The organism is Pseudobdellovibrio sp. HCB154, from assembly GCF_046267985.1.
Classification (GTDB): Bacteria; Bdellovibrionota; Bdellovibrionia; order Bdellovibrionales; family Bdellovibrionaceae; genus Pseudobdellovibrio.
The window spans coordinates 2,530,119-2,555,489 of sequence record NZ_CP176530.1; the positions used below are offsets into that span (position 1 = coordinate 2,530,119).

Annotated in this window: 35 protein-coding genes; 2 read left to right on the forward strand and 33 right to left on the reverse strand. The window is 40.0% G+C overall.

Annotated features, from left to right (window positions below; all coding sequences use genetic code 11):
- Positions 1–5: 5 nt before the first annotated feature.
- Together ACKWCF_RS12215 and ACKWCF_RS12220 are read left to right on the forward strand one after the other, a co-directional pair.
- The gene (locus ACKWCF_RS12215) at positions 6–2,027 is read left to right on the forward strand and encodes a TIGR03545 family protein (RefSeq protein ID WP_409477876.1); all 2,022 of its coding nucleotides are present in this window, start codon (positions 6–8) and stop codon (positions 2,025–2,027) included.
- A 119-nt stretch (positions 2,028–2,146) separates the two neighbouring features.
- A complete protein-coding gene (locus ACKWCF_RS12220; protein ID WP_409477877.1) occupies positions 2,147–2,506 on the forward strand; it encodes a hypothetical protein in 360 nt (119 codons plus the stop codon).
- Positions 2,507–2,593: 87 nt separating this feature from the next.
- On the opposite strand, the gene ACKWCF_RS12225 is transcribed toward ACKWCF_RS12220, so the two are convergent.
- From ACKWCF_RS12225 to rpoC, 33 genes are all read right to left on the reverse strand, one after another.
- A complete protein-coding gene (locus ACKWCF_RS12225) occupies positions 2,594–3,187 on the reverse strand; it encodes a TlpA family protein disulfide reductase (RefSeq protein ID WP_409477878.1) in 594 nt (197 codons plus the stop codon).
- Positions 3,188–3,419: 232 nt separating this feature from the next.
- Complete coding sequence (gene rplQ / locus ACKWCF_RS12230) at positions 3,420–3,956, reverse strand: 50S ribosomal protein L17 (protein ID WP_409477879.1); 537 nt, start codon at positions 3,954–3,956, stop codon at positions 3,420–3,422.
- Between the two features lie 18 nt (positions 3,957–3,974).
- Positions 3,975–5,000: a DNA-directed RNA polymerase subunit alpha gene (locus ACKWCF_RS12235; RefSeq protein WP_409477880.1), complete on the reverse strand. Its 1,026-nt coding sequence runs from the start codon at positions 4,998–5,000 to the stop codon at positions 3,975–3,977.
- Positions 5,001–5,015: 15 nt separating this feature from the next.
- Complete coding sequence (gene rpsD / locus ACKWCF_RS12240; protein ID WP_409477881.1) at positions 5,016–5,642, reverse strand: 30S ribosomal protein S4; 627 nt, start codon at positions 5,640–5,642, stop codon at positions 5,016–5,018.
- A gap of 12 nt (positions 5,643–5,654) precedes the next feature.
- Positions 5,655–6,059 (reverse strand): 30S ribosomal protein S11, encoded by a 405-nt coding sequence (gene rpsK / locus ACKWCF_RS12245; RefSeq protein WP_409477882.1) that lies wholly within the window; start codon positions 6,057–6,059, stop codon positions 5,655–5,657.
- Positions 6,060–6,076: 17 nt separating this feature from the next.
- A complete protein-coding gene (gene rpsM / locus ACKWCF_RS12250; RefSeq protein WP_409477883.1) occupies positions 6,077–6,451 on the reverse strand; it encodes a 30S ribosomal protein S13 in 375 nt (124 codons plus the stop codon).
- Positions 6,452–6,457: 6 nt separating this feature from the next.
- Positions 6,458–6,571, reverse strand: a complete 114-nt coding sequence (gene rpmJ, locus ACKWCF_RS12255; RefSeq protein WP_409477884.1) for a 50S ribosomal protein L36 — start codon at positions 6,569–6,571, stop codon at positions 6,458–6,460.
- A gap of 176 nt (positions 6,572–6,747) precedes the next feature.
- Positions 6,748–7,389 (reverse strand): adenylate kinase, encoded by a 642-nt coding sequence (locus tag ACKWCF_RS12260; protein ID WP_409477885.1) that lies wholly within the window; start codon positions 7,387–7,389, stop codon positions 6,748–6,750.
- Complete coding sequence (gene secY, locus ACKWCF_RS12265) at positions 7,389–8,714, reverse strand: preprotein translocase subunit SecY (protein WP_409477886.1); 1,326 nt, start codon at positions 8,712–8,714, stop codon at positions 7,389–7,391. Before secY ends, ACKWCF_RS12260 begins: the two co-directional genes overlap by 1 nt.
- 125 nt (positions 8,715–8,839) lie before the next feature.
- The gene (gene rplO, locus ACKWCF_RS12270) at positions 8,840–9,331 is read right to left on the reverse strand and encodes a 50S ribosomal protein L15 (protein ID WP_409477887.1); all 492 of its coding nucleotides are present in this window, start codon (positions 9,329–9,331) and stop codon (positions 8,840–8,842) included.
- An 11-nt stretch (positions 9,332–9,342) separates the two neighbouring features.
- Complete coding sequence (rpmD, locus tag ACKWCF_RS12275) at positions 9,343–9,528, reverse strand: 50S ribosomal protein L30 (protein ID WP_409477888.1); 186 nt, start codon at positions 9,526–9,528, stop codon at positions 9,343–9,345.
- A gap of 12 nt (positions 9,529–9,540) precedes the next feature.
- Positions 9,541–9,999 carry a 30S ribosomal protein S5 gene (gene rpsE / locus ACKWCF_RS12280; protein ID WP_409477889.1) on the reverse strand — a complete coding sequence of 153 codons (459 nt, stop codon included), beginning with the start codon at positions 9,997–9,999 and terminating at the stop codon, positions 9,541–9,543.
- 11 nt (positions 10,000–10,010) lie between these two features.
- The gene (gene rplR, locus ACKWCF_RS12285) at positions 10,011–10,379 is read right to left on the reverse strand and encodes a 50S ribosomal protein L18 (RefSeq protein ID WP_409477890.1); all 369 of its coding nucleotides are present in this window, start codon (positions 10,377–10,379) and stop codon (positions 10,011–10,013) included.
- 8 nt (positions 10,380–10,387) lie between these two features.
- Complete coding sequence (rplF, locus tag ACKWCF_RS12290) at positions 10,388–10,927, reverse strand: 50S ribosomal protein L6 (protein ID WP_409477891.1); 540 nt, start codon at positions 10,925–10,927, stop codon at positions 10,388–10,390.
- Positions 10,928–10,934: 7 nt separating this feature from the next.
- A complete protein-coding gene (rpsH, locus tag ACKWCF_RS12295; protein ID WP_409477892.1) occupies positions 10,935–11,324 on the reverse strand; it encodes a 30S ribosomal protein S8 in 390 nt (129 codons plus the stop codon).
- Positions 11,325–11,332: 8 nt separating this feature from the next.
- Positions 11,333–11,638: a 30S ribosomal protein S14 gene (gene rpsN / locus ACKWCF_RS12300; protein WP_409477893.1), complete on the reverse strand. Its 306-nt coding sequence runs from the start codon at positions 11,636–11,638 to the stop codon at positions 11,333–11,335.
- Between the two features lie 13 nt (positions 11,639–11,651).
- Entirely contained in the window at positions 11,652–12,188 is a 537-nt protein-coding gene (gene rplE / locus ACKWCF_RS12305) for a 50S ribosomal protein L5 (RefSeq protein ID WP_409477894.1), read from the reverse strand.
- Positions 12,189–12,200: 12 nt separating this feature from the next.
- Positions 12,201–12,569, reverse strand: a complete 369-nt coding sequence (rplN, locus tag ACKWCF_RS12310) for a 50S ribosomal protein L14 (RefSeq protein WP_409477895.1) — start codon at positions 12,567–12,569, stop codon at positions 12,201–12,203.
- A gap of 18 nt (positions 12,570–12,587) precedes the next feature.
- Entirely contained in the window at positions 12,588–12,890 is a 303-nt protein-coding gene (gene rpsQ, locus ACKWCF_RS12315; RefSeq protein ID WP_409477896.1) for a 30S ribosomal protein S17, read from the reverse strand.
- A gap of 7 nt (positions 12,891–12,897) precedes the next feature.
- A complete protein-coding gene (gene rpmC / locus ACKWCF_RS12320; protein WP_409477897.1) occupies positions 12,898–13,089 on the reverse strand; it encodes a 50S ribosomal protein L29 in 192 nt (63 codons plus the stop codon).
- Positions 13,090–13,091: 2 nt separating this feature from the next.
- Positions 13,092–13,499 carry a 50S ribosomal protein L16 gene (rplP, locus tag ACKWCF_RS12325; protein WP_409477898.1) on the reverse strand — a complete coding sequence of 136 codons (408 nt, stop codon included), beginning with the start codon at positions 13,497–13,499 and terminating at the stop codon, positions 13,092–13,094.
- Complete coding sequence (rpsC, locus tag ACKWCF_RS12330) at positions 13,486–14,151, reverse strand: 30S ribosomal protein S3 (protein WP_409477899.1); 666 nt, start codon at positions 14,149–14,151, stop codon at positions 13,486–13,488. The genes rplP and rpsC overlap by 14 nt, the downstream gene beginning before the upstream one ends.
- On the reverse strand, positions 14,151–14,486 hold the full coding sequence (gene rplV, locus ACKWCF_RS12335) for a 50S ribosomal protein L22 (RefSeq protein WP_409477900.1): 336 nt from the start codon (positions 14,484–14,486) through the stop codon (positions 14,151–14,153). The genes rpsC and rplV overlap by 1 nt, the downstream gene beginning before the upstream one ends.
- 12 nt (positions 14,487–14,498) lie before the next feature.
- Complete coding sequence (rpsS, locus tag ACKWCF_RS12340) at positions 14,499–14,792, reverse strand: 30S ribosomal protein S19 (RefSeq protein ID WP_409477901.1); 294 nt, start codon at positions 14,790–14,792, stop codon at positions 14,499–14,501.
- A 12-nt stretch (positions 14,793–14,804) separates the two neighbouring features.
- Positions 14,805–15,623, reverse strand: a complete 819-nt coding sequence (gene rplB, locus ACKWCF_RS12345) for a 50S ribosomal protein L2 (RefSeq protein WP_409477902.1) — start codon at positions 15,621–15,623, stop codon at positions 14,805–14,807.
- Positions 15,624–15,625: 2 nt separating this feature from the next.
- The gene (locus tag ACKWCF_RS12350) at positions 15,626–15,904 is read right to left on the reverse strand and encodes a 50S ribosomal protein L23 (RefSeq protein ID WP_409477903.1); all 279 of its coding nucleotides are present in this window, start codon (positions 15,902–15,904) and stop codon (positions 15,626–15,628) included.
- Between the two features lie 14 nt (positions 15,905–15,918).
- On the reverse strand, positions 15,919–16,542 hold the full coding sequence (gene rplD, locus ACKWCF_RS12355) for a 50S ribosomal protein L4 (protein WP_409477904.1): 624 nt from the start codon (positions 16,540–16,542) through the stop codon (positions 15,919–15,921).
- A 2-nt stretch (positions 16,543–16,544) separates the two neighbouring features.
- Positions 16,545–17,195, reverse strand: coding sequence for a 50S ribosomal protein L3 (gene rplC / locus ACKWCF_RS12360; protein ID WP_409477905.1), 651 nt, complete (start codon positions 17,193–17,195; stop codon positions 16,545–16,547).
- 12 nt (positions 17,196–17,207) lie between these two features.
- The gene (gene rpsJ, locus ACKWCF_RS12365; protein ID WP_409477906.1) at positions 17,208–17,525 is read right to left on the reverse strand and encodes a 30S ribosomal protein S10; all 318 of its coding nucleotides are present in this window, start codon (positions 17,523–17,525) and stop codon (positions 17,208–17,210) included.
- A 237-nt stretch (positions 17,526–17,762) separates the two neighbouring features.
- Positions 17,763–19,853, reverse strand: coding sequence for an elongation factor G (gene fusA, locus ACKWCF_RS12370; RefSeq protein ID WP_409477907.1), 2,091 nt, complete (start codon positions 19,851–19,853; stop codon positions 17,763–17,765).
- Positions 19,854–20,149: 296 nt separating this feature from the next.
- Positions 20,150–20,623: a 30S ribosomal protein S7 gene (rpsG, locus tag ACKWCF_RS12375; RefSeq protein ID WP_409477908.1), complete on the reverse strand. Its 474-nt coding sequence runs from the start codon at positions 20,621–20,623 to the stop codon at positions 20,150–20,152.
- A gap of 27 nt (positions 20,624–20,650) precedes the next feature.
- Positions 20,651–21,025 (reverse strand): 30S ribosomal protein S12, encoded by a 375-nt coding sequence (gene rpsL, locus ACKWCF_RS12380; protein WP_409477909.1) that lies wholly within the window; start codon positions 21,023–21,025, stop codon positions 20,651–20,653.
- 234 nt (positions 21,026–21,259) lie between these two features.
- Positions 21,260–25,366 (reverse strand): DNA-directed RNA polymerase subunit beta', encoded by a 4,107-nt coding sequence (rpoC, locus tag ACKWCF_RS12385; RefSeq protein WP_409477910.1) that lies wholly within the window; start codon positions 25,364–25,366, stop codon positions 21,260–21,262.
- Positions 25,367–25,371: the final 5 nt, after the last annotated feature.

Here is a 25,371-nt window from a genome sequence, read left to right on the forward strand (position 1 = left end):
CATTTATGACAGACACAACTCAAACACCAAATTCGCAAAAACCAAAAGTATACAAAGAAGGCGGCCTTATCCGTTGGAGCGCGGTGATTCCATTTTTTATCATTGTTGTTCTTTGTGCCGTTTACTTTAAACTTTTCTTTGATTCACACATGAAAGCCGCTCTTGAATGGGGTGGATACAAAGCTTTAGGCACAGAAGTAAACATCGCCAATTTTGAAAGTTCATTTGTTAAAGGAAATGTAGCTGTCTCTGGTTTACAAATCACAAGCGCTGAACAACCTGACTTTAACAGCATCGAATTAGGTTCAATCCGTTTTGATGTGAACTGGGATGCTTTACTTCGTTTAAAATTCGTCGTTGAAGAAATGGCTGTTGAAAATGTGCAGTTCATGTCTAAACGTAAATACCGTGGTAAAGTGGCACCTCCACCGCCGCCATCAAACGAACCCAGCTTAGTTTCGCAAGTAAAAGATAAAGCCATTGGTAAAGTTGACGAACAAGGTAAAGGCAACCTTTTAGGTGATTTATCAGCGTTCTTACAAACTGGTGATTACAAAGCTCAATTAGCCAATATCGAGTCGCAATTAAAATCAAAACAAATGGCGAACGATCTAAAAGCTAAATGGGAAACAAAACAAAAAGACTGGGATGCAAAACTTAAAACGCTTCCGACTGATGCTGACTTTAAAGCTTACAAAACTAAATTTGAAGCTATCAAAGTTAAAGATTTTAAAACTCCGCAAGAGTTAGATGCCTCTGTTAAACAGTTCAACGCTTTAAAAGCTGAAGTTGAAGGAAAACTTAAATTAGTAAATGATACAAAAAACGAATTTAACGCTGATCTTACACAAATCAAAAAAGACTATGCGTCTTTAGATGAACAGATCAAAGCGGATGTGGCTTCAATTAAAGACCACATGAAAATTCCTAAATTAGATTCAAAACAAATCGCTAAGTCTATTTTCATGGATTACTTAAATCCGTACATAGCCAAGCTTGATAAAATCAACAAGTTAGCTGAGAAGTACTTACCACCTAAATATTCAAAAATGGTGAATGAGAATCTAGATTCTAAAAAACTATTAGCTGGCGGTAAAAAGACAAAAGAAGTGTCTAAAAAAGAAGACGACACGATCCAACCCCACCCACGTGCTGAAGGTGTGACTTACGAATTTCCGGTTAAAAATGGTTACCCACTGTTTTGGATTCAAACTGTTAAAGTAAGCTCTAAATCAAACGCCCAAGCTGATTACGGCGATATTTCTGGAGTGATTAAAGATATCGTTTCGAACCAGCGCCAAATCGGAAAACAAACTGAAATGCACTTAGCCGGTGATTTTAAATCAAAAAACATTCACGGCATGAAAGTTGATGCATTCTTAAATAACTTAAAAGAAGAACCAGCCGCCGGAATGGACTTCGCAGTAGCTAGCTACCCACTTCAAGCCATTTCATTAATGAAGAACAACGATGGCACAATTGCCATGCCGAGCGCTTCAATTAATATCGCGGCAAAAGCTGCAACTGAAGGTTTTAAATCGTACAATATCGGTTTAGTAAATACGTTTAATAATGTTCAATTCGAGCTATCAGCGAAAGAAAAAGTAGTAGAAGAAATTCTTAAAAATGCTTTTGCCCAATTAACAACATTTGATCTAAAAGCTGAAGCTAAAGGTTCTTTATCAAGCTTAGACGTTGATGTTTCATCTTCATTAGGCGACAAGTTACAAGACGCTTTAAGTGCCAGCGTAAAGCAAAAAATCGAAGAGCTAAATAAAGAGATCAAAGTTAAGATCGATAACGAAATCGGTAAAGTTAAAGGCGAAATCGAAAAACAAATTTCAACATTAACAAAAGGTTACGTCGGTAACGCCAACGAAGCCCAAGCTAAGTTAGACGCGCAAAAAAATATTGCTGACGAAAAAATCGCTCAAGCCAAGAAAGACTTAGAAAACAAAGCCAAAAGCCAGCTTCAACAAAAAGGCAAAAAAGCTGTTGATGACATAAAAAAGAAACTTGGTTTTTAGTGCCAAAATGGGTGTTAAATATTTATACAACATATAAAATATTACACCCAAACTAAATCCTAACAATTCAACGGCGCCGTCTGTGTTAGAAGTAGCTATTAAAAAAAGGAGCCCTCTTTATGAAAACGATTTTATTAGCTACTCTTTCTGCTTTCTGCGTGTGTACTACAGCACAAGCCGAAATCCTAAATTCAAACTACGATTCACGTCATCAAACAATGCTTGAGCAAGCTAGCTTAAATGCATGTGGTGTTAACGGTGGTAAATTAACTCAATTATCAAGCTCTGTGGTTAAACACAAAGTTGATCAAGGTATCATTGATTATTACTTCACGACTGAACTAGAATTAACTATAAGAATCGACCAAGGCGTATACGACACTTACAAAGTTTCTGTAAACTCAATGCTAGCAGATGCTTACGACCACACAGCTCAAGACTGGGGGATCTACTCAGTTGAAGCCATTTCTTGTAAGTAACATTCTTCTGAAGAAGCGTTTACAGCGCCAATAAAATAAAAAAAGCCAGTGGTTTGTCGCTGGCTTTTTTTATTTCCAATTTTCCAATTATCGCATCTGCTTCCAATTAACGACCGCCATATAGCGTTCAACAAGCTTACCCTTATCATCGATCGGATTCTTATGAACCATGATCGTTGCCGGCAAGCGATCAATGTTAAAGCTTTTCTGCAAATACCCTTCGGGATCCCAAAGCTGTAAGTAAACCGCCGCATTCAAATCCGGAAAGCTTTTTAAAAACTTCTCAATCGCCCCTAGCTCGTAATCAACCGATACAAGGACAATCTTTAAGGACCCCGCCTTGATCTCGTCACCGTGAAGCTTTAAATACGTCAAAAGCTCAGGAATTTCATTAATGCATGGATCACACCACGAAGCCCAGAAATGAAGGATCAATTTTTCAGTTTTTGTCGTATCTGGCATTAACGGTAAACGCTCGCTAGAGATCACTTTGCCTTCGTAAGTTTGAAACTTCTCACGGTTTTCAGAAATAAGCCCTAACGTCTGGTCGATAGTCACTTGCGTATCTTCGATTTTTTCAGCGCGTGTCGTTGAGTAGAAGTAATAATTCTTAAGATAAAAAACGCTACCAGTAACAACCACAGCGATAATTAAAAAGATAATTAACAATTTAGCTTTCATAGTTTCACTATAACAACAAAATCAAAAAGTTGAACTATTGATGCCGAGATAACACAAAAATAGCAGGATGCTATTTTTGCCGCGTGAGCCGAAGGCTGTAGCTCTGAAGCGTAGCGAAAGGGTTCTGGCCAAGGATGGCTAAAACGAAAAAAGCCCCGGTGTTTCCACCAGGGCTTTATTAGTATTTAAACTAATTTTCTTAATCAGCGTTAAAGTGTCTGCTAATCGAAAACTATCTTGCTGCAGCTTGAGAAGCTTGGCGAGATTTGCTTTGGATTTTGCGAACAGCTTTTTTAGCTTTAGCATTAGCAACTACAGTTGCTTTTTTAGCTTTGCTAGCTGTTTTTTCTGCTGCTTTATCAGCTTTCTTTTCACCTTTAGCTGCTTTAGGAGCAACTTTAGCTTTGAAATCGTAGTCTACGAATTCTAAGAAAGCCATCTCAGCAGTGTCACCAGGACGACGGCCGATTTTGATAACGCGGCAGTAGCCACCGTTACGATCTTTGAAACGTGGAGCGATGTTTTTAACGATCGCTAAAGCTGAATCTTGATTAGCTAAGCGAGAAATTAAAAGACGGATTGAATTTAAGTTATCTTTTTTACCAAGAGTAACTGCTTTTTCAATATGACGTTTAACTTCTTTCGCACGAGTAACAGTCGTTTTGATACGACCGTGCTCAACTAAAGAGTTCATAAGACCACGTAATAAAGCCTTACGTGGTCCAGATTTACGACTAAAATGTTTTACTAAACGACGATGTGATGCCATTTCTATTATCCTTACTAATTACGATTCACGTTTAACAGGTGGAATATTTGGATCCCATCCTGGAGGTGGCCATCCCTCGATTTTCATCCCTAAACCTAAGCCCATTTCAACTAAGATCTCTTTAATTTCATTTAAAGATTTACGACCGAAGTTTTTAGTTTTTAGCATTTCTGCTTCTGAACGAACTACTAATTCACCGATGTAACGGATGTTAGCATTTTTCAAGCAGTTTGCAGAACGTACGCTTAATTCAAGATCATCAACTGATCTGAATAAGTTTTCATTCAATGAAGAAGAACCCATTGATTTGATTTCATCAGATGGCTCTAAAGATTCATCGAAAGTTAAGAAGATTTGCAATTGTTCTTTTAAGATTTTAGAAGCTAAAGAAACTGCTTCGTCAGCCTTAATAGAACCATCTGTCCAAACTTCTAATGCTAATGCATCGTAATCAGTACGTTGACCAACACGAGCATTTGAAACTGCGTAGTTTACTTTGCGGATTGGCGAGTGAAGAGCATCAACGGCAATGTAGCCAACTGATAATTGTTCACTTCTGTTTTCAACTGGAGAGTAACCACGGCCGTAAGCCACGATTAATTCAGCATTGAAATTTCCGTTGTTACCAAGAGTTGCAATGTGTTGGTGTGGATTTAGAACTTCGATTTTGTCGTTAGTTACGATATCCGCAGCCGTTACAACGCCTGGACCTTTTTTGTTAATACGTAGCGTGAACGTTTCAGCAGAATGCTGTCTGAAACGAACTTGTTTAAGGTTTAAGATGATGTCTGAAACATCTTCTAAAACGTCTGGCATCGTAGAGAACTCATGTAAAACTCCTTCAAGTTTTACAGCAGTAACCGCAGATCCCATCATAGAGCTTAATAAAATTCTTCTTAAAGAATTTCCAAGAGTTACACCAAAACCTCTTTCTAAAGGTTTAACGATGAACTTAGAGTACTCAGAAGTCTGAGTGTCTCTTTCGATCTCGAACCCTTTAGGTTTGATCAACTCTCTCCAGAATTTAAAATAATGTTCTTGCATCCTTACACCCCTTTATTATCGTGAGTAGTACTCAACGATCATGCTTTCTTCTACTGGAATTGAAATCTCGTCTCTCGCAGGAACATCTTTAACTGTACCTTTGAAAGCTGCGTGATCAGCATCTAACCAGCTAGGGATAGTACGACGTGCAACGGCTTGGATGCCGGCTTGTACTTTCGTAACTTCTCTGCTTGCTTGAGCAACTTCAACAACATCACCTTTTTTAACGATGTAAGACGCGATATTTACACGTTTACCGTTAACTAAGAAGTGGTTGTGACCGATCAATTGTCTCGCTTCTCTTCTAGAATTAGCATACCCAAGGGTATAAACAACGTTATCAAGTCTTAACTCTAAGAATCTTAGTAACTCAGTACCAGTGATTCCTTTAGAGGCGTCTGCACTATGGAAGTATTTTCTAAATTGTTTTTCAGAAAGACCATAATAACGTTTTGCTTTTTGTTTTTCTCTTAATTGTAACGCGTACTCAGAAAACTTAAGTCTTGATTGACCATGTTGTCCCGGAGGATATGGTCTTCTTTCAAAAGCACATTTGTCAGTGAAACATCTGTCACCTTTTAAGAATAACTTAGTATTTTCTCTGCGGCATAATTTACATACAGAACTATTAACACAACTCATATCTTACTCCGATTAAATTCTTCTACGTTTAGGAGGACGGCAACCGTTATGTGGTACTGGTGTAACGTCTTTAAGAGATAAAACTCTCATTCCTGTTCCGGCTAAAGCACGGATAGCTGGTTCACGACCTGCACCCGGGCCAGTTAAGTATACATCAACAGATTTCATACCTTGTTCCATAGCTTTTTTAGCTGCGTCTTCACAAGTTACTTGAGCTGCGAAAGGCGTTCCTTTACGAGAACCTTTGAAACCTAAGTGACCTGCAGATGACCAAGATACTGTATCACCGTTCATATCAGTAATAGTGATGATCACGTTACCGAAACCAGCGTTGATATGACATTGTCCTTGAACAACGTTCTTTTTAACTTTTTTCTTAGTTACTTTTTTATCTTTATTTTCTTGTGGTGTAGCCATTATTTCATCCTACCTAACTAGACTGCTTTTTTCTTGTTCGCGACAGTTTTCTTAGGTCCTTTACGAGTTCTCGCATTTGAACGCGTATTTTGACCACGTACTGGAAGACCTTTACGGTGACGAGTACCACGGTAGCAGTTGATATCAGTTAAACGTTTGATCGCTTGACCGATGTCACGACGTAAATCACCTTCTACTTTGAAGTTTGCTTCGATTAACGCACGCATTCCTGCAATGTGTTCATCTGTTAAATTATCAGTGCGAAGATCAGAAGGAATTCCTACTTGAGCGCAGATTGATTTTGCGCGAGGACGACCGATACCATAGATATAAGTCAATGCCACTTCAACGCGTTTATTTCTTGGTAAGTCAATACCCATTAAACGAGCCATGTTCTATTACCCCTGTCTCTGTTTGTGTTTAGCATTCTCACAGATAACTCTGATAACGCCTTTACGTTTAATTACTTTACATTTGTTACAAATTTTTTTGACCGACGGTCTAACTTTCATAAGTTCCTCACAATAACAAAACTTCTTAAATAAAAGAGCTTGTTATAACATTAATGATTGTTATGTCTAGCATAAATTTGACATTGTGCGAATGCACTTGCCTTACCTATGCTCAAACAAGTTTGAGCCACATTCTTCTTTAAAAAGCCTACCCCGGGGTGATCCGGTCTAAACCCTTAAAGCGCCAGTGTCTTTTTAATTTCGTTGAAGACTTTCTCAGGTGCTTGGTCGCCATCGACATTCACCATATTACCTGCCTTAGAATAGAACTCTATTGTAGGGCCTGTATTATCTTCAAATTGTTTGAGCCGCTCTGAGATCACATCAGCATGGTCGTCTTTTCTGTGCACTAGATCACCACCGCATTTTTCACATTTATCACCTTTTGAAGAAGGTTTAGTGCGAATATGGTAAATCTCTCCGCAGTTTGCACACGTACGACGCCCTGTTAAGCGATCGATCAAGATCTGAGGGTTGATCTTGAAATAAAAAACTTTATCAATTTTAGAACCTTGGGATTCAAGCAATTGGCCTAAGCTTTGTGCTTGAACTACTGTTCTAGGGTAACCGTCAAAAATGATCGATTTACCCTTGTTTGTCGTTAGGTAATCAGAAACCAAACCTAACATTAATTCATCCGGAACGAGCTTTCCCGCATCCATAAAACCTTGGGCCTTTAAACCCAATTCTGTTTTGTTTTTGATAGCACCACGTAAAAGGTCTCCCGTGCTTAGCTGTAAAAAGCCAAACTTTTCGATTAACTCGCGAGACTGAGTCCCTTTACCTGAGCCAGGGGCTCCGATGAACAGAACGTTCATTAGAATTGAACCCTTCTGCTACGGATTTTCGTTCCTTTTAAGAATGAATCGTATTTTTGTGTTAATAAGTGAGATTGAATTTGTTGAGATGTATCAATAGCTACACCTACTAAGATTAGTAAGCTTGTACCACCGAAGTAGAACGGGATACCAAAGCTTTGTACTAATAGACCTGGTAATACGCAGATTACACAAAGGTAGAAACAACCTAATACGTTGATGCGGTCTAATACGTAACGGATAAAATCAGCAGTTGATTTACCAGCACGGATACCAGGAACGAAAGCACCAGTTTTTTTCAAGTTCTCAGAAACTTCATCTGCATTGAATACGATGTCAGTGTAGAAGAACGAGAAGAAGATAATTAAACCAACAAAGATAATGTTGAATACGATACCGTTCGGGTTGATCGATTCAGACATCGCTTTAATCCAGGCCACGTTTGTGAATTGAGCTAAAGTAGATGGGAACATTAATAATGAAGAAGCAAAGATTGGAGGGATAACGCCTGGGAAGTTAATTTTCACAGGTAGATGGCTAGTTGCCGCTGAAGTCATTCCACCGTTTGCTAAACGTTGAGAGTACTGGATCGTGATACGGCGTTGCGCCACTTCCATGTAGATCACGGCAAAGATCGTCGCAATCATGAACGCTAATAATAATAACGCCACGATGAACTGTAACTCGCCAGATTTAACTAATTGAATAAGGTTCTGTGCGCCCGCAGGGATTGATGCTGCGATACCAGTGAAGATGATCATTGAAGACCCGTTACCGATTCCACGCTCAGAAATTTGGTCACCTAACCACATTACAAAGGCAGTACCTGCAACTAATGTAATGATTGTCATGAATTTAAAGTAATAGATACCTAACATACCGCCTGAAATTAACATACGGCCGTCTGGTAATGATTGGCTGGCTAGCCAAGTGCTCATTCCGTAACCTTGAATTACAGCTAGAACGATAGTCGCGTACTTCGTGTACTGAGAGATTTTTTTACGACCCGCATCGCCTTCTTTTTTAAGCTGCTCAAGGAATGGAATAGCTGAAGTTAATAATTGAAAAATGATCGATGCAGAGATGTAAGGCATGATCCCCAATGCGAAGATTGAGAATTGCGCTAACGCACCACCAGTGAAAGTATTGAATAATCCGAAGATACCGCGATTTTGTGAGTTGAAAAATTCAGAAACTGCGTTGCCATCTACTCCTGGAGTTGGGATGTGAACACCGATTCTGTAAATCGCTAAACAGAATAACGTAAATAGAATCTTCGAACGTAAAGTATTTGCACCTTTGTTGTCGTTAACTTGCTGAGCCACTCTTCTGCCTCTTTCGTATTATCATAGACTCTCTTGAGTCTAGGTCCACACACAAGAATAGACCCTTTCGGGCCTACATTCTTTGTTAGAATTGTTTGGGTCTATGTTATTCTAGACCCAATTCACTATTTCTTTTTAGCTTTTTTTACTTTTGCTGGTCTAGCCCAAGTAGCTTTAGCCGGGATTAACTCAACTTTACCGCCAAGTTTCTCGATAGCTGCTTGCGCAGATTTGCTGATAAAATCAGCTTTCAAAGTGATAGCTTTAGTTAATTCACCTTTAGCTAATACTTTGAACTTAGAATTTTTCTTGATTAAGCCTGCGTTGTAAAGCGCTGCTGCATCAACTACACCTGAAAGCTTGTTTAAAGCTGCTAATGTAACTTCTTCGTATTTTGTAGCAAACATAACGTTTGTGAAACCGAATTTAGGTAAACGACGAGATAACGGAGTTTGACCACCCTCGAAACCACGACGAACGCGTCCGCCAGTACGTGCTAATTGACCTTTGTGACCTTTAGCAGAAGTACCACCGATACCAGAACCGATACCGCGACCTACACGTTTACGGTAGTGAGTAGAGCCTTCTTTTGGAGCTAATTGATTTAATAAACTCATTTGCGAACTCCTTATTTAACAACTTTGATTTCAACTAAGTGTTGAATCTTGAAAAGTTGACCACGGTTAGCTGCATTATCAGCTAATTCGATTGTCGAGTTGATTTTTCTCAAACCAAGACCTCTTACAGTCAGTTTTTGGCTTGGAGGGCAAGCAATCATCGATTTTTTTAAAGTAACTTGAAATTTTTTAGCCATGACAGACTCCTATTACGCTTGCGCGCTAGCTTTCTTAAGCTGTTTAAGACCGTCTAAAGTCGCTCTAACTGCATTGTGAGGGTTACGAGTACCAACACATTTAGTTAAAATGTCTTTAACGCCAACTGATTCAAGAACCGCACGAACCGCACCACCAGCGATAACGCCAGTACCTGCTGCTGCTGGTTTCATGATCACTTTAGCTGATCCGAATTTACCGATCACTTCGTGAGGGATCGTACCGTCTTTAAGATTAACGCCGCTGCATTGTTTTTTTGCAGAGCGAGTTGCTTTACCGATTGCTTCTGGAACTTCGCCAGCTTTACCGCTGCCGAAACCAACTTGACCTAAACGGTCACCCACAACTACTAGAGCTGCGAAAGAGAATCTACGACCACCCTTAACAACTTTTGTTACGCGGTTGATAGCAACTACTTTTTCTTCTAATTCGTTTACTAATGCTTTATCCACATGATCCCCTATTAAAAGTTAAGTCCGCCTTCGCGGGCTCCATCTGCTAATGCTTGAACGCGGCCGTGATAAACGAAACCATTTCTGTCGAATACAACAGCTGTGATTCCTTTAGCTTTAGCTTGTTCAGCGATTTTTTTACCAACAGTTTTAGCAGCTTCTTTGTTACCGTTTTTTAATTCGGCAGATAAAGACGATACAGATAATACTGTAGTTTGTGTTACGTCGTTGATGATTTGAGCGTAGATGTGTGCACCTGAACGGAATACACATAAACGTGGTCTCTCAGCAGTTCCGCTAACAACTTTTCTGATTCTGATTTTTTTCTTCAAACGATTTACAACTTTTGAAGATGTTTTTTTAGAAAAATTTAATTTCATATTATCCTCTATTTACCAGCTGATTTACCGGCTTTACGGCGGATGTGTTCACCAACATAACGAACACCTTTACCTAAATATGGCTCTGGTGGACGGAAGCTACGGATTTTCGCAGCAACTTGGCCAACTAATGCTTTATCAGCACCAGTTACGCTTACTGTAGTTTGTTTATCAACTTTGATTTCGATACCTTCTGGGATATCGAAAATTACTGGGTGAGAGTAACCTAAAGCTAATTCAAGTTTTTTACCTGCAACAGTACCGCGGTAACCAACCCCGTGCATTTCAAGGGATTTAGTGAAACCTGCAGTTACGCCTTTAACAGCGTTAGCGATTAAAACTTTGTATAAACCGTGTAATGACTTAGATGTTTTAGTGTCATCAGCGCGAGTTAAAACAACTGTTTTACCATCTACTTTAGCAGTGATTTTTTTATCTAATGTGTATGTTAAAGATGATTTTGCACCTTTAACAGTTACGTTTTGACCAGCAACAGTTACTGTTGCTTTGTCATCGATATTTACTGGGTATTTACCAATTCTCGACATCTTCTACCTACCAAACTACTGCTAGTAATTCGCCGCCAACATTTTGTTTTTTGGCTTCGTTACCAGTTAGTAAACCTTTGTTTGTGCTAAGGATGCACATACCAGTTCCAGAACGTACTGTTGGAACATCGGCTGCGTGAACGTAAGAACGTTTACCAGGACGGCTAACTTTTTGAATTTCCGTCATTGCTGGCTCACCTGCATCGTCATATTTTAAGTAAATTCTCATGATACCTTGTTTTGAATCTTTAGCTACTTTGAAGCTTCTGATGTAACCAGTATCTGCTAGAATTTTTGCTAAGTTCTCTCTCATTTTAGAAGAAGGCATATCAACTTTTTCTAATTTTGCGGAAGAACCGTTTCTAATAATTGTTAACATTTGTGCTACTGTATCCATTGTGACTCCTACCAGCTAGCTTTCGTTACGCCTGGAAGTTTACCTTCTAGAGCTAATTGTCTGAAAACCATTCTGCATAAACCGAATTTACGGTAGTTACCACGAGGGCGACCAGTTAATTCACAACGAGTGATTACGCGGTTTGGATTAGTGTTTTTAGGTAAGCTTTGTAATTTCTTACGAGCTTCGTCTCTTACTTCATCAGAAAGTTTCATATCCACAGCTTTTTCACGTAATTCTTTACGGTAAGCGCGGTATTTATTAGAGATCGCTTTTCTTTTATTGTTTTTTACAACACTTGATTTTCTTGCCATAATAATCCTTCAATTACTTTCTGAACGGTAAGCCTAAAGCTTCTAGTAATGCGCGACCGTCATTGTCAGTTCCTGCAGTTGTACAAATAGTGATATTCATACCACGTGTTTTTTCAATTTTATCAAAATTGATCTCAGGGAATACGATTTGCTCTTTTAAACCCATGTTGTAGTTACCACGGCCATCAAAGCCTTTGTTTGGTAAACCACGGAAGTCACGTACGCGAGGTAACGCTAAAGTTTGTAAACGATCTAAGAAAGACCACATACGGTCACGACGTAAAGTCACGCGAACACCGATTGGGATACCTTGTCTTAATTTGAAGTTTGAGATCGCTTTTTTAGCTTTTGTAATTACGGCTTTTTGACCAGCAATTGCAGAGATCTCATCAACGATACCGTTAACGATTTTTGGATTTTGAACCGCATCAGATGTACAAACGCTGATAACGATTTTATCTAAACGAGGTACTTGCATAGCGCTTTTGTAACCTTGTTTTTTGATTAAGTGAGGAACGATTTCTTTTGTGTATTGTTCTTTTAAACGCATTTCAAACCTCTACTATAATACTTCCGGAGCAAGTGAAACGATCTTAACGAATTGTTTCGCTCTTAACTCTCTCGCTACTGGACCAAAAATACGAGTTCCGATTGGCTCTTTATTCGCATTGATTAAAACTGCAGAGTTATCATCAAAGCGGATATAGCTGCCGTCTGGTCTTCTTAATTTGTGAATTGTACGAACGATAACGGCTTTCGCAACGTCACCTTTCTTAACTTTTGCAGTTGGGATTGCATCACGGATTGAAACAACGATTACGTCGCCAATGTGAGCAAAACGTCTTTTAGAACCGCCTAATACTTTGATACACATTACTTCTTTTGCACCAGAGTTATCAGCTACGTTTAATTTAGATTGCATTTGAATCATAAAACTACTCCTGCCCTATTACTTCGTTGTGTTTAACACTGAAGTCAGTGCCCAGCGTTTTGTTTTGCTGATTGGTTTAGTTTCATGAATAGTAACAGTATCGCCCACTTTCGCAGATGATTTCTCGTCGTGAGCTTTGATTACTGAAGATTTACGGATGTATTTTCCGTATTTAGCGTGGCGAACCATTCTGTAAACTAATACCGAAATAGTTTTTTCCATTTTGTTCGCGATCACTTCACCTTGTAACTCAACTCTACGGCCTCGAGTACTAACTGTTTTAGTCGGTTGTTTTCCGCTCGTTGTTGCCTTAGCAGCCATGTTTTACCTACCTTACACTTTTCTTAACAATTGCTGTATTGATTTGAGCAATGTTTTTTCTAACTACTCTGATCTGAACTGGGTTAGCCAATTGACCAAGAGAGTTTTTCATTTTCATTTCAAACAATTGAGACGTTAAGTCTTGTTTTTGCTTGATTAATTCTTTTAACGATTTGTTTTCGATATCTGCGAATTTCATAATTACGCTCTCTCTAAAAATTTAGTTTTGAAAGGTAACTTGTGAGCCGCTCTTAAAAACGCCTCTTGAGCTTGTTCCTTAGTAACACCATTCATTTCGAATAAAATGCGACCAGGTAAAACTTTAGATACCCAAAACTCTGGATTACCTTTACCGCTACCCATACGAGTCTCAGCAGGTTTTTTTGTAACTGGTAGATCTGGGAACACGCGGATCCAGATTTTACCACCACGTTTAATAGTACGAGCGATAGCGATACGACCAGCTTCTAATTGACGAGCTGTTAACATACCGTGCTCAGTAGCTTGTAAACCGAAATCACCGAAATCTAAAGTTGAGCCACGAGTAGCTAAACCTCTAGAGCGACCGATGAATTGTTTTCTCCATTTTACACGTTTAGGACTTAGCACGGCTTACCTCCTGAGCTTGTGATGCAGAAAGGATGTCACCTTTGTAGATCCAAACTTTCATGCCGATGATGCCGTAAGCTGTTAATGCTTCAGCAGTTCCGTAGTCAATGTCTGCACGCAATGTGTGAAGAGGAACTGACTTTTCGTTGTACCATTCAGAACGAGCAATCTCTGCTCCGTCTAAACGACCAGATACGCGGATTTTGATACCACGCACGCCGCCTTTGATAGCTGCTGCGATAGATTTTTTAAGAGCACGTCTCCAAGAGATACGTTTCTCTAATTGTTGCGCGATTGACTCAGCAACTAATTGAGCTTCTGTATCTGGTTTACGAACTTCTTGAATGCTTAAGAAAACTTCGTTCTTAGTTAACTTTTGAACGTCAGCTTTTAAAGTATCAATGCCTGTACCTTTTTTACCGATAACTACACCTGGACGAGCTGTGTGGATAATAAGTTTAACTTTATTAGCCGCGCGCTCGATTTCGATTTTAGCAACACCAGCGTGTTTTAGTTTCGTTTTTAAGTATTTTCTTAATTTAATGTCTTCGTGGATATTTTCGTAGTACGTGTTTCCTTTTGCGTACCAACGAGAATCCCAAGATCTAATAACACCAACTCTTAATCCAATTGGATGAACCTTTTGTCCCATTAGTTTTTCTCTCCTAATACTACGTCGATGTGACTTAATTTCTTACGAACACCGAAAGCACGACCTTGCGCTCTTGGACGGAAACGTTTTAATACCGGGCCGCCGTCAACAGTGATTTTTTTAACCACTAATTTGTCTACCGCCATAGTTTTTTTGTAATCCGCATTTGCAACTGCTGATTCGATTAATTTCTTAATCATTAAAGCAGTTTTTTTGTTCATAACTGTCAAAACTTTAAGAGCTTCGTCTACTGATTTGCCGCGAACGACATCAGCAACTAGGCGAGCCTTTTGGGCTCCAACTCTTGCATATTTTAAAGATGCTTTAGCTTCCATTTTCAATCCCTACTACTTCTTAGCCGCTGGAGCTGCTGGAGCAGCTTTCTTCTCAGCATGGCCTGCAAAAGTTCTAGTTGGCGCGAATTCGCCAAGTTTATGACCAATCATGTTCTCAGAAACGTATACTGGAACAAACTTTCTGCCGTTATGTACGGCAAAAGTCAATCCAACGTACTCAGGGAAGATCGTAGAACGTCTTGACCATGTTTTAATTACTTTCTTGTCATTTTTTTGGATAGCCGTCTCAGCTTTTTTAGCTAAGTGAATATCGATAAAAGGACCTTTTTTTACTGAACGTGCCATTATCTATTCTCCCTACTTACGACGTTTAATGATTGATGAATCAGTACGTTTGTTATGACGAGTCTTGTAACCTTTACAAGGCTGGCCCCAAGGTGTTACAGGGTGATGACCCTTACCAACGCCTTCACCACCACCCAATGGATGGTCAACTGGATTCATGTGCATACCACGTACTGAAGGGCGGATACCTCTCCAACGAGAGCGGCCTGCTTTACCAAGTTTAATGTTTTCGTTATCAGTGTTACCAACTTGACCGATTGAAGCCTTACAAGTCGATAAGATCTGTTTTAATTCGCCAGACGGTAAACGTACTTGGCAGTACTTTTCGCCTTTACCAGCTAAAGTTGCAGAAGCGCCAGCGCCACGGCAAATTTGGCCACCCTTACCAGGACGTAATTCAACATTGTGAATGATCGTACCAACAGGGATTGCAGTAATAGTTAAGCAGTTGCCTGGTTTGATATCGGCTTTGTCGCTTGATTGAACGATGTCACCTACATTTAAGCCCACTGGAGCTAAGATGTAAGCTTTCTCGCCATCAGCGTAGTGCAATAAAGCAATACGGCAAGTTCTGTTCGGATCGTACTCGATCGCAGCAACTTTAGCAGGAACTTCTAACTTGTTACGTTTGAAGTCGATTAAACGATATTTACGTTTGTGCGCGCCACCTTGGTGACGAATTGTAATCATACCCGTGTTATTACGAGCAGATACTTTTTTAAGAGAAACTGTTAATGATTTCTCTGGAGTAGTTTTCGTGATTTCTTTGAAATCAAACCCAACCATTCCGCGGCTTGCATGTGATCTAGATCCAAATACTTTTAAACCCATGATTATGCTCCCTCAAATAATGAAATTTTTTGGCCCGGAGCTAACTGGATGTAAGCTTTTTTCCATTTTTTCGGCACTGTAAGACCGAATTTAGAATAGCGCATATCATCTCTGCAGACTGCCGTACGGATTTTTTGAACTTTTACGTTAAAACCAGTCTCAACTTCTTTTTTGATTTGTTCTTTTGTAGAAGATAAATCAACTTGGAACACGTATGTTCCAGCTTCTGCTAAAACTGTATTTTTTTCTGTGATTAGTGGAGATTTTAAATGTTGTTTCATATTCTATACTCCGATTATTCCGCAGAACATCTTTCGATGATTTTAGCTACCGAATCTTTAGTGATTACTGCGTAGTCGTATTTTAATAAGTCGAATACGTTTAAACCCTCTACTGGAGAGTATTTGTAATCAACTAAGTTTTTAGCTGCGCGGCTGAATTTTGCATCAGAAGCTTTATCAACTAAAACTGCTTTTTTAACTCCGAAAGTTTGTAAACGTTTATTTAATTCGTTTGTTTTACCTTCAGAAGCCATTGAATCTACAACTGTTAATTTTCCTTCTTTAAATAAGTGAGATAGAGCCATTTTAAGAGCTACTTTTCTCATTTTCTTAGGAAGAACATAACCGTATGAACGAGGTTGTGGACCGAACATAGTACCACCGCCTGGCATTAACGGAGAACGTGTAGAACCTTGACGTGCATTACCAGTACCTTTTTGTTTGAATGGCTTTTTACCACCACCGCTCACAAGACCTTTTGTTTTAGTCATGTGTGTACCTTGACGACGGCAAGCTAATTGCCATCTAACAACTGAGTGTAATACGTCTTTTTTTACTTCAACTTCAAAAGTGTCCGCTTGTAATTCAAGTGAACCAACTTTTTCTTTTTTCCAATTAAGTACATTAACTGTAGCCATGACTATTGCTCCTTAACCAGTTTCACTAAAGTGTTTTTGTGGCCTGGAACTGGTCCTTTAACAAGAACTACTCCGTCAGCAGCGTTAATTTCAACGATTTGAACGTTACGAACTGTAACAGTCTCATCACCTAAGTGACCTGGGAATTTCTTACCTGGCATAACACGGCCTGGCCATGTTCTGTTACCAGATGAACCCGGTCTTCTGTGGAATTTAGAACCGTGAGTAGCAGGACCACCCGCGAAGCTCCAACGTCTTACAGAACCTTGGAAACCTTTACCTTTAGATTTCGCAGTAATTTTTACGAAATCACCTTGAGTTAAGCTCTCGATAGAGATTGCATCACCAAGTTTCACGTCAGCTGGTAAGTCTTGACGGATTTCTTTAACGAAACGAGCGCCAGTTTCAAAGCCTGCACCTTTTAAGTGACCAACTTCTGCTTTAGAAGAGTTTTTAGCTTTTTTAGGAACTGAAGCGATTTGAACAGCTGTGTAGCCATCTTTTTCGTTAGTTTTGATTTGAGAAACTTTCCAAGTTTCGTAACGTAGAACCGTTACTGGAATAGCTTCACCTTTGTCGTTATAGATTGTAGCCATGCCTTCTTTGAAAGCGTAGATACCATTTAATTTTAAACCTTGAGTAGTTTCAGACATATTCTATTCCTCCTACTCAGCCGATAATTTAATTTCAACGTCAACACCCGCTGAAAGATCTAATTTCATTAATTGATCGATCGTTTGTTGAGTTGGTTCAAGAATGTCTAACATTCTTTTGTGTGTTCTTACTTCGAATTGCTCACGAGATTTTTTATCAACGTGCGGAGAACGTAAAACAGTGAATCTGTTAATACGTGTAGGTAGAGGGATTGGTCCCGCTACTTTTGCTCCAGTGCGACGAGCAGTATCCACGATTTCTTTTGTAGATTGATCAAGTAATTTATGATCAAAGGCCTTTAGCCTAATTCTAATCTTCTGACTTTGCATTTTTTTTACCTCTTTCGCCCGTCAAAACCATTCTCCGCTGTGAGCTGGGTTAGCCCGAATTCAGCCCCGAATAAGACTGAAAATAGCGCGGTGGTTTCCGTAGCTAAAATAAACCGAAGCGAAAATATCTAACAAACGACGATTAGAGTCAACAGGAAATAAATTGTTTTTTCAGAGGGAAAATCGAGGGGTTGGGTTAGCCCCAAACCGGTCGGTTTGAGGCTTAAAAACAACGGTCTAACGACCCAGTTTTGCCAGAATTTCAGCCTTAACTTTTGGCGGAACCGGCGAATAATTTTGAAAGTTCATGCTAAAAAACGCACGACCTTGCGACAAACTGCGAACATCTGTGGCATAACCGAACAGCTGCGCTAGAGGCACTTCGGCTGTCACAATCTGCCCACCTGATGGTTTAGCGGTCATATTATGGATTTTACCGCGTCTAGAGTTAATATCGCTCACAATATTGCCCACAAAATCATCAGGACAATTAACTTCTAGTTTAAACATAGGTTCAAGCAGGACTTGGTCTGCCGCCTTCACTAAATCGCGGAATGCTAACGAAGCCGCCGCTTTGCAGACGATCTCGTCGGTCGATTGAGGGTTACCCGTCAATGATGTAATTGTTACCTTTAGACCCACCATAGCATAGCTGGCGATAGGTCCAACTTCGACCGCTTCTTTAAGTCCGTTCAAGGCCGCCGTGATCCAATTTGGCTGAACCTCTTTTGATGGCTGAACAAGTGACGTGATTTTTGTTCCCTCAGAAGGGTTAATCGCTTCGACTTTTAAGCTGATTTTCGCAAATTTTTCTTCACCACCAAGAAGACGTTCAAATGTGAAATCGATTTTCGACTCACCATTGATTGTCTCGCGGTACGCAACTTGTGGGTTACCCACGTTGGCAGAAATTTTATATTCACGAAGTAAACGGTCGATCAAAATATCTAAGTGTAATTCGCCCATTCCCGAAAGTAATGTTTGTCCTGTTTCAGGGTCTTGGCGCAGACGACAAGATGGATCTTCTTTTTCTAAACGCTGAAGACCTTCCATCATTTTATCTTGCTCTGCAGAAGATTTCGCTTCGACAACAACCGAGATAACTGGCTCTGGGAAAGTGATTGATTCAAACACAACTTGGCGTGATGAATCGCACAGTGTATCGCCTGTCGTTGTAAATTTTAATCCGATAATCGCGCCGATATCACCGGCTTTGATTTCCGAAACTTCTTCACGCGCGTTCGCATGCATTTTTACGATTTTTTGCACACGTTCTTTTTTCTCAGTACGTGGATTTAAAACTTGGTCGCCCACTTTTAAAACTCCAGAGTACACGCGGATGTAAGTTAACGATCCAGCAAACGGATCATTCGCTAATTTAAATGCTAAAGCCGCCGAAGGTTCATCAAATTTAGTATGACACTCAACTTGTTTGTCTTCTTTGATTGGGTTCATACCGACTGCAGGAGGAATATCAAGTGGCGATGGAAGATAATCTAAAACGCCATCTAAGATCTGCTGGATACCTTTATTTTTAAAGGCAGCTCCGCAATACACTGGGAAAATTTTAAGAGCGATAACGCCTTTACGAAGTGCTGCTTTTAATTCTTCAACTGATGGAGTTTCACCATTTAAATATTTTTCAATAAGAGCATCGTCTAATTCACAGATCTGTTCGATCGTTTTAGCGCGTTCAGTTTCAAACAGCTCTTTCATGTTTGCAGGAATGTCTACAGTTTGAAAATCATGCGGATTACCCGCAGACCAAGTGTAGGCTTTTGATTCAATTAAATCACAAACACCAGAAAAATTATCTTCAGCACCGATTGGAATTTGAACTTTAATCGGATTTGCTTCTAATTTTTCTTTAATAGACTGCACACACATTTCAAAATCTGCGCCTGTGCGATCCATTTTATTTACGAAACAAATTCTTGGAACTTTATATTTGTTGGCTTGTCTCCACACCGTTTCAGATTGTGGTTCAACACCAGATACCGCATCATAAACCGCGATAGCGCCATCTAAGACGCGAAGTGAACGTTCTACTTCGATTGTGAAGTCAACGTGGCCCGGAGTATCAATGATGTTAATACGGTGGTCTTTCCACGACGTTGTTGTCGCAGCAGAAGTGATCGTAATACCGCGCTCTTGCTCTTGCGGCATCCAATCCATAGTGGCAGCGCCATCATGAACTTCACCGATTTTATGGCTTTTACCCGTGTAGAAAAGAATACGCTCAGTAGTAGTAGTTTTGCCGGCATCGATGTGAGCCATGATACCGATATTACGAGTAAATTTTAAGTCAGCTTCTGTTTTGATTACCATATAAAAGCTAACTTAATCGCTTTTAGGAAAATCTTCAAACTTAAATACAGCAGTGAAAGCTAGATTGAAGTGCATCCATCCGTGAGAACGCTCCCTTCTGGCCATCGTGGCCAGAAGGCCGTGAAATAAAAATCTAAGATCTTCCGGCCACGATGGCCGGAAGAAGCGGAGTTTCAGAGGCAGAGCCTCTGATGCCCACGGATGGCAGCTCTACGATAAAAGTCAAAGCACCACAAAATAAAAAACCCGAAGATTTCTCTTCGGGTTCCAATTTTTTTTCAAATTTACTAGTGAGATTACCAGTTGTAGTGAGCGAATGCTTTGTTCGACTCAGCCATTTTGTGTACGTCTTCACGTTTTTTGATAGAGTTACCACGGTTGTTGTAAGCATCTAAGATTTCACCAGCTAAACGCTTAGAAAAATCTTTTTCGCCACGAGCACGTGAGTAATCAACCATCCAACGCATAGCTAAAGCTAAACGACGAGATGGACGAACATCAACGGGAACTTGGTAAGTAGCTCCGCCCACGCGACGTGAACGAACTTCGATTGAAGGTTTAACATTTTCAATCGCTTTTTTAAGGATTGTTAATGAATCTTCACCTTGAACTTTACCGTTTAATTCTTCTAAAGCTCCGTAAAATAATTTTTGCGCAGTCGATTTTTGACCACGTAACATGATTTTATTGATGAATTTAGCGATAACTAAATCTTTGTGAACTGGATCTGGGATAATTTCTCTTTTAAATGTACGACTTCTACGAGACATGACTGTTATTTCCTTCTAATGCTCAGATTATTTTTTAGGTTTTTTAGCACCGTATTTAGAACGGCTACGTAAACGACCATTAACGCCTTGTAAATCTAGTGTTCCACGAACGATGTGGTAACGAACACCCGGTAAGTCTTTAACACGACCACCACGGATCATAACAACGCTATGCTCTTGTAGATTGTGACCGATACCTGGGATGTAAGAGATAACTTCAAAGCCATTAGAAAGACGAACTTTAGCTACTTTACGTAAAGCTGAATTCGGCTTCTTAGGTGTTGTAGTATAAACGCGCGTACAAACGCCACGACGTTGAGGGCAACCAGCTAAAGCCGGTGATTTTGTTTGGTTCTTTTGAACTGTACGCTCTTTTTTAATGAGCTGATTAATTGTAGGCACTTTTACTCCTGTGGTATCAAGCCTTATCCCAGAATATTTATAGCAATTCTAGTTCGCTATTGGTTTGAAGCGGGCCATAACCCGTTATTCGATTTTTGGTCGAAGAACAAGATTTGTAACCCGCAAGGACCCCGAAGGTCAAGCGGGACAAGGCTTTTTTCCAATAAAAAAAGGACCTTTTCAGGTCCTTTTTACTCAGGCCCCGTTTAAGAGGCCCTATATGATCGAGGCTAATTAGCCGCCGAACGGTAATGCTGCTGAATCCATATCTTCGTCTTCTGCAACAACCACTTTCCATTTTTTGTATGCTGTTAAGCCAGTACCAGCAGGGATCAGACGACCCATGATGATATTTTCTTTTAAGCCACGTAAATGGTCAGTTTTAGAGTTGATAGCTGCTTCCGTAAGAACTTTTGTAGTCTCTTGGAACGAAGCTGCTGAAATCCACGATTCAGTGCTTAATGATACTTTCGTGATACCTAATAATAGAGGTTTGAATGTAGCGATTTGGCCACCCTCTTTAGATACGCGATCATTTTCTTCAAGCATTGAAGTTCTTTCAGTTTGCTCACCAGATAAGAAACGAGTGTCACCGCCATCAGCGATTTCAACTTTACGTAACATTTGGCGAACGATCACTTCGATGTGCTTATCATTGATACCCACACCTTGTAGACGGTAAACTTCTTGTACTTCATTTACTAAGTAAGCTGATAATGCTTTCGGACCTAATACCGCTAATAAATCATGCGGATTTGTTGGACCGTCAACTAACGCTTCACCTGCTCTTACGAACTCACCCTCACGAACGGCAACGTGTTTACCTTTTGGAATTAGGTATTCAGTTTGCTCGCCGATTTCAGGAGTCACGATAACACGTTGTTTTCCTTTTACGTCTTTACCGAAAGTTACGAAACCATCGATTTCAGCGATGATCGCTGCATCTTTTGGTTTACGTGCTTCGAATAATTCAGCAACGCGCGGAAGACCGCCCGTGATATCTTTCGTTTTCGAAGTTTCACGGTGAAGTTTTGCGATAACGTCACCGGCGTGAACGTCTGCACCATCATTAATTAATAATTGTGCGCCTACCGGAATCATATAACGAGCTGGGATGTCACGACCTGGAAGGTTTAGAACTTTTCCTGCTGCATCAGTCATGAATACAGTTGGTTTTGTATCAGAAGATTTTGATTCAGTAATAACTTTAGTAGCGAAACCAGTCACTGGATCCACTTGCTCAGTCATTGTTTTACCTTCAGTGATATCTTGGAATTGAACTTTAGCAGTTACTTCCGAGATGATTGGATTCGAATACGGATCCCACTCAGCGATCGCGTTACCTTTAGTAACTTTGTCGCCATCTTTGAAGTTTAATGTCGTACCGTAAACTAATTTGAAGTTTTCGCGCTCACGACCTGTTTCATCGACAACTAGAGCATTACCGTTACGGTTAAGAACTGTTAATTTACCGTTCTTGTTTGTAACAGACTGTACGTTTTGTAATTTTAAAATACCATCGAAACGAGTTGTATGAACTGATTGTTCAACCGCACGAGAAGCCGCACCACCTAAGTGGAATGTACGCATTGTTAACTGAGTACCAGGCTCACCGATAGATTGAGCTGCGATAATACCCACTGTTTCACCTAAGTTCACAGTAGCACCACGAGCAAGATCACGACCGTAACATTTCACACAAACACCACGACGTGCTTCACATGTTAATGCTGAACGGATTTGGATTCTTTCGATTCCAACTTCTTCGATTTTCTTAACAGCCATCTCATCCATTTCACCGTTAGCTTTTACGATAACAGCATTTGTTGTTGGATCGACAACGTCATTCATTGTCACACGACCTAAAATACGATCGCCGATACCTTGAATGATTTCACCCGCTTCGTAAACCGGAGTGATTTCTAAACCATCTTTAGTTCCGCAATCAATTTCAGAAACAACAACGTCTTGAGCTACGTCAACTAAACGACGAGTTAAGTAACCAGAGTTCGCTGTTTTTAATGCTGTATCGGCAAGACCTTTACGCGCACCGTGAGTTGAAATGAAGTATTGTAATACCGTTAAACCTTCACGGAAGTTTGCCGTGATTGGAGTTTCGATAATTTCGCCTGATGGCTTAGCCATAAGACCACGCATCGCACCTAACTGACGTAACTGATTGAAGGAACCACGGGCTCCGGAATCGGCCATGACGTAGATAGGATTGAATGAAGGTCCAACGATTTCTTTACCATCAACGATAAATTTTTGTTTTTCAATTTGACCCATCATCTCTTTGGCAACTTTATCTGAAGTTTGAGCCCAGATATCCACAACTTTATTGTAGCGCTCACCGTCGGTAATTAAACCTTCGTCGTACTGTTGTTGGATTTCTGTAACTTGTTTTTCAGCGTCAGCTAACATCGGAGCTTTTTGTTCTGGGATTAACATGTCATCCACAGAGATAGAAAGACCCGCACCAGTTGAGTATTTGAAACCTAACTGCATGATTTGATCAGCTAAGATACAAGTTGCTTTAGCACCAGCTAGACGGAAAGTTGTATCGATTAATGATGCAATCGATTTTTTCGACATCGCTGTATTGATAGTTGTGAATGGAACTTCTTTAGGAACTGAATCAGATAAGATTGCGCGTCCTACAGTAGTCTCTTCAACTTTACCTTTAATTTTTACTTTACAAGAAGCTTGGATATCTACGATTCCAGTTTCAAAAGCGTATAAAGCTTCTTGAACTGAAGCGAAAGATTTACCCGCACCTTTTGCACCAGGGCGTTGACGAGTCATCCAGTATAATCCCAAGACAACGTCCTGAGATGGATTGATGATCGGCTTACCATTGGCTGGTGATAAGATGTTATTTGTAGACATCATTAATACGCGAGCTTCTACTTGCGCTTCTACTGAAAGTGGAACGTGAACGGCCATTTGGTCACCGTCGAAGTCGGCATTGAACGCCGTACAAACTAACGGATGTAATTGGATCGCTTTACCTTCATGTAAAACCGGTTCGAAAGCTTGGATACCAAGTCTGTGAAGAGTTGGAGCACGGTTTAGTAATACCGGATGTTCTTTAACTACTTCAGCTAAGATATCCCATACTTCAACTGTCTCTTGATCAACTAAACGTTTAGCTTGTTTGATTGTAGTCGCTAAACCTTTTTCTTCTAATTTGTTGTAAACGAATGGCTTGAATAATTCTAAAGCCATTTTCTTTGGAAGACCACATTGGTGTAATTTTAAAGTAGGACCTACTGTAATTACCGAACGACCAGAGTAGTCAACACGCTTACCTAATAAGTTTTGACGGAAACGACCTTGTTTACCTTTAAGCATATCACTTAAAGATTTAAGAGGACGTTTATTTGGACCAGTAAATGTTTTACCACGACGACCGTTATCTAATAACGCATCAACCGCTTCTTGTAACATACGTTTTTCATTGCGGATGATAATGTCTGGAGCGTTTAACTCTTGTAAACGTTTAAGACGGTTATTACGGTTGATTACACGACGGTATAAATCATTTAGATCTGAAGTCGCGAAACGGCCACCATCAAGTGGTACTAACGGACGTAAATCCGGTGGTAACACAGGAAGCGCTTCTAACATCATCCATTCGCATTTGTTTGAAGAACCTTTGAAAGCTTCTACAACTTTTAAGCGCTTAGAGATTTTTTTGATACCAGCTTCAGATTTAGTTTCTTTAAGTTCGATACGTAATTTACGAGATAAGTACTCAGGATCGATTTTACGTAACATTTCACGAACGGCTTCACCGCCCATGCCGGCTTTGAAGTTAGGACCGAATTCATTTAAAGCTGCATTGTATGCATCTTCATTTAAAACAGCGCCTTCTTCTAAAGTTGTCTCCATTGGATCAACAACGATGTAAGACTCACAGTAAAGAACTTTTTCTACATCTTTTAAAGATAAGTTAAGTAAGTTACCGATACGTGAAGGTAAAGAACGTAAGAACCAGATGTGAGCAACAGGAGTTGCTAACTCGATATGGCCTAAACGCTCACGACGAACTTTAGTTTGTGTAACTTCAACGCCGCACTTCTCGCAGATGACTCCGCGATATTTCATACGTTTATATTTACCGCATAAGCATTCGTAATCTTTGATTGGTCCGAAGATTTTCGCGCAGAATAAACCGTCACGCTCAGGTTTGAACGTACGGTAGTTGATTGTTTCTGGCTTTTTAACTTCACCAAATGACCAGTCACGGATCATTTCTGGCGAAGCTAAAGAGATACGAACTGCATCAAACGAAAGTGGATCTTTTGGTTTATCGAAAAAATTTAATAAATCTCTCATGTTAT

What these genes read in the sequence shown, in the direction of transcription:
- ACKWCF_RS12215 (WP_409477876.1), top strand. Translation starts at nt 6, where the DNA reads ATGACAGACACAACTCAAACACCAAATTCGCAAAAACCAAAAGTATAC.
- ACKWCF_RS12220 (WP_409477877.1), top strand. Translation starts at nt 2,147, where the DNA reads ATGAAAACGATTTTATTAGCTACTCTTTCTGCTTTCTGCGTGTGTACT.
- ACKWCF_RS12225 (WP_409477878.1), bottom strand. Translation starts at nt 3,187, where the DNA reads ATGAAAGCTAAATTGTTAATTATCTTTTTAATTATCGCTGTGGTTGTT.
- rplQ (WP_409477879.1), bottom strand. Translation starts at nt 3,956, where the DNA reads ATGGCATCACATCGTCGTTTAGTAAAACATTTTAGTCGTAAATCTGGA.
- ACKWCF_RS12235 (WP_409477880.1), bottom strand. Translation starts at nt 5,000, where the DNA reads ATGCAAGAACATTATTTTAAATTCTGGAGAGAGTTGATCAAACCTAAA.
- rpsD (WP_409477881.1), bottom strand. Translation starts at nt 5,642, where the DNA reads ATGAGTTGTGTTAATAGTTCTGTATGTAAATTATGCCGCAGAGAAAAT.
- rpsK (WP_409477882.1), bottom strand. Translation starts at nt 6,059, where the DNA reads ATGGCTACACCACAAGAAAATAAAGATAAAAAAGTAACTAAGAAAAAA.
- rpsM (WP_409477883.1), bottom strand. Translation starts at nt 6,451, where the DNA reads ATGGCTCGTTTAATGGGTATTGACTTACCAAGAAATAAACGCGTTGAA.
- rpmJ (WP_409477884.1), bottom strand. Translation starts at nt 6,571, where the DNA reads ATGAAAGTTAGACCGTCGGTCAAAAAAATTTGTAACAAATGTAAAGTA.
- ACKWCF_RS12260 (WP_409477885.1), bottom strand. Translation starts at nt 7,389, where the DNA reads ATGAACGTTCTGTTCATCGGAGCCCCTGGCTCAGGTAAAGGGACTCAG.
- rplO (WP_409477887.1), bottom strand. Translation starts at nt 9,331, where the DNA reads ATGAGTTTATTAAATCAATTAGCTCCAAAAGAAGGCTCTACTCACTAC.
- rpmD (WP_409477888.1), bottom strand. Translation starts at nt 9,528, where the DNA reads ATGGCTAAAAAATTTCAAGTTACTTTAAAAAAATCGATGATTGCTTGC.
- rplR (WP_409477890.1), bottom strand. Translation starts at nt 10,379, where the DNA reads ATGAAATTAAATTTTTCTAAAAAAACATCTTCAAAAGTTGTAAATCGT.
- rplF (WP_409477891.1), bottom strand. Translation starts at nt 10,927, where the DNA reads ATGTCGAGAATTGGTAAATACCCAGTAAATATCGATGACAAAGCAACA.
- rpsH (WP_409477892.1), bottom strand. Translation starts at nt 11,324, where the DNA reads ATGGATACAGTAGCACAAATGTTAACAATTATTAGAAACGGTTCTTCC.
- rpsN (WP_409477893.1), bottom strand. Translation starts at nt 11,638, where the DNA reads ATGGCAAGAAAATCAAGTGTTGTAAAAAACAATAAAAGAAAAGCGATC.
- rplE (WP_409477894.1), bottom strand. Translation starts at nt 12,188, where the DNA reads ATGCGTTTAAAAGAACAATACACAAAAGAAATCGTTCCTCACTTAATC.
- rplN (WP_409477895.1), bottom strand. Translation starts at nt 12,569, where the DNA reads ATGATTCAAATGCAATCTAAATTAAACGTAGCTGATAACTCTGGTGCA.
- rpsQ (WP_409477896.1), bottom strand. Translation starts at nt 12,890, where the DNA reads ATGGCTGCTAAGGCAACAACGAGCGGAAAACAACCGACTAAAACAGTT.
- rpmC (WP_409477897.1), bottom strand. Translation starts at nt 13,089, where the DNA reads ATGAAATTCGCAGATATCGAAAACAAATCGTTAAAAGAATTAATCAAG.
- rpsC (WP_409477899.1), bottom strand. Translation starts at nt 14,151, where the DNA reads ATGGGACAAAAGGTTCATCCAATTGGATTAAGAGTTGGTGTTATTAGA.
- rplV (WP_409477900.1), bottom strand. Translation starts at nt 14,486, where the DNA reads ATGGAAGCTAAAGCATCTTTAAAATATGCAAGAGTTGGAGCCCAAAAG.
- rpsS (WP_409477901.1), bottom strand. Translation starts at nt 14,792, where the DNA reads ATGGCACGTTCAGTAAAAAAAGGTCCTTTTATCGATATTCACTTAGCT.
- rplB (WP_409477902.1), bottom strand. Translation starts at nt 15,623, where the DNA reads ATGGGTTTAAAAGTATTTGGATCTAGATCACATGCAAGCCGCGGAATG.
- ACKWCF_RS12350 (WP_409477903.1), bottom strand. Translation starts at nt 15,904, where the DNA reads ATGAAACAACATTTAAAATCTCCACTAATCACAGAAAAAAATACAGTT.
- rplD (WP_409477904.1), bottom strand. Translation starts at nt 16,542, where the DNA reads ATGGCTACAGTTAATGTACTTAATTGGAAAAAAGAAAAAGTTGGTTCA.
- rplC (WP_409477905.1), bottom strand. Translation starts at nt 17,195, where the DNA reads ATGTCTGAAACTACTCAAGGTTTAAAATTAAATGGTATCTACGCTTTC.
- rpsJ (WP_409477906.1), bottom strand. Translation starts at nt 17,525, where the DNA reads ATGCAAAGTCAGAAGATTAGAATTAGGCTAAAGGCCTTTGATCATAAA.
- fusA (WP_409477907.1), bottom strand. Translation starts at nt 19,853, where the DNA reads ATGGTAATCAAAACAGAAGCTGACTTAAAATTTACTCGTAATATCGGT.
- rpsG (WP_409477908.1), bottom strand. Translation starts at nt 20,623, where the DNA reads ATGTCTCGTAGAAGTCGTACATTTAAAAGAGAAATTATCCCAGATCCA.
- rpoC (WP_409477910.1), bottom strand. Translation starts at nt 25,366, where the DNA reads ATGAGAGATTTATTAAATTTTTTCGATAAACCAAAAGATCCACTTTCG.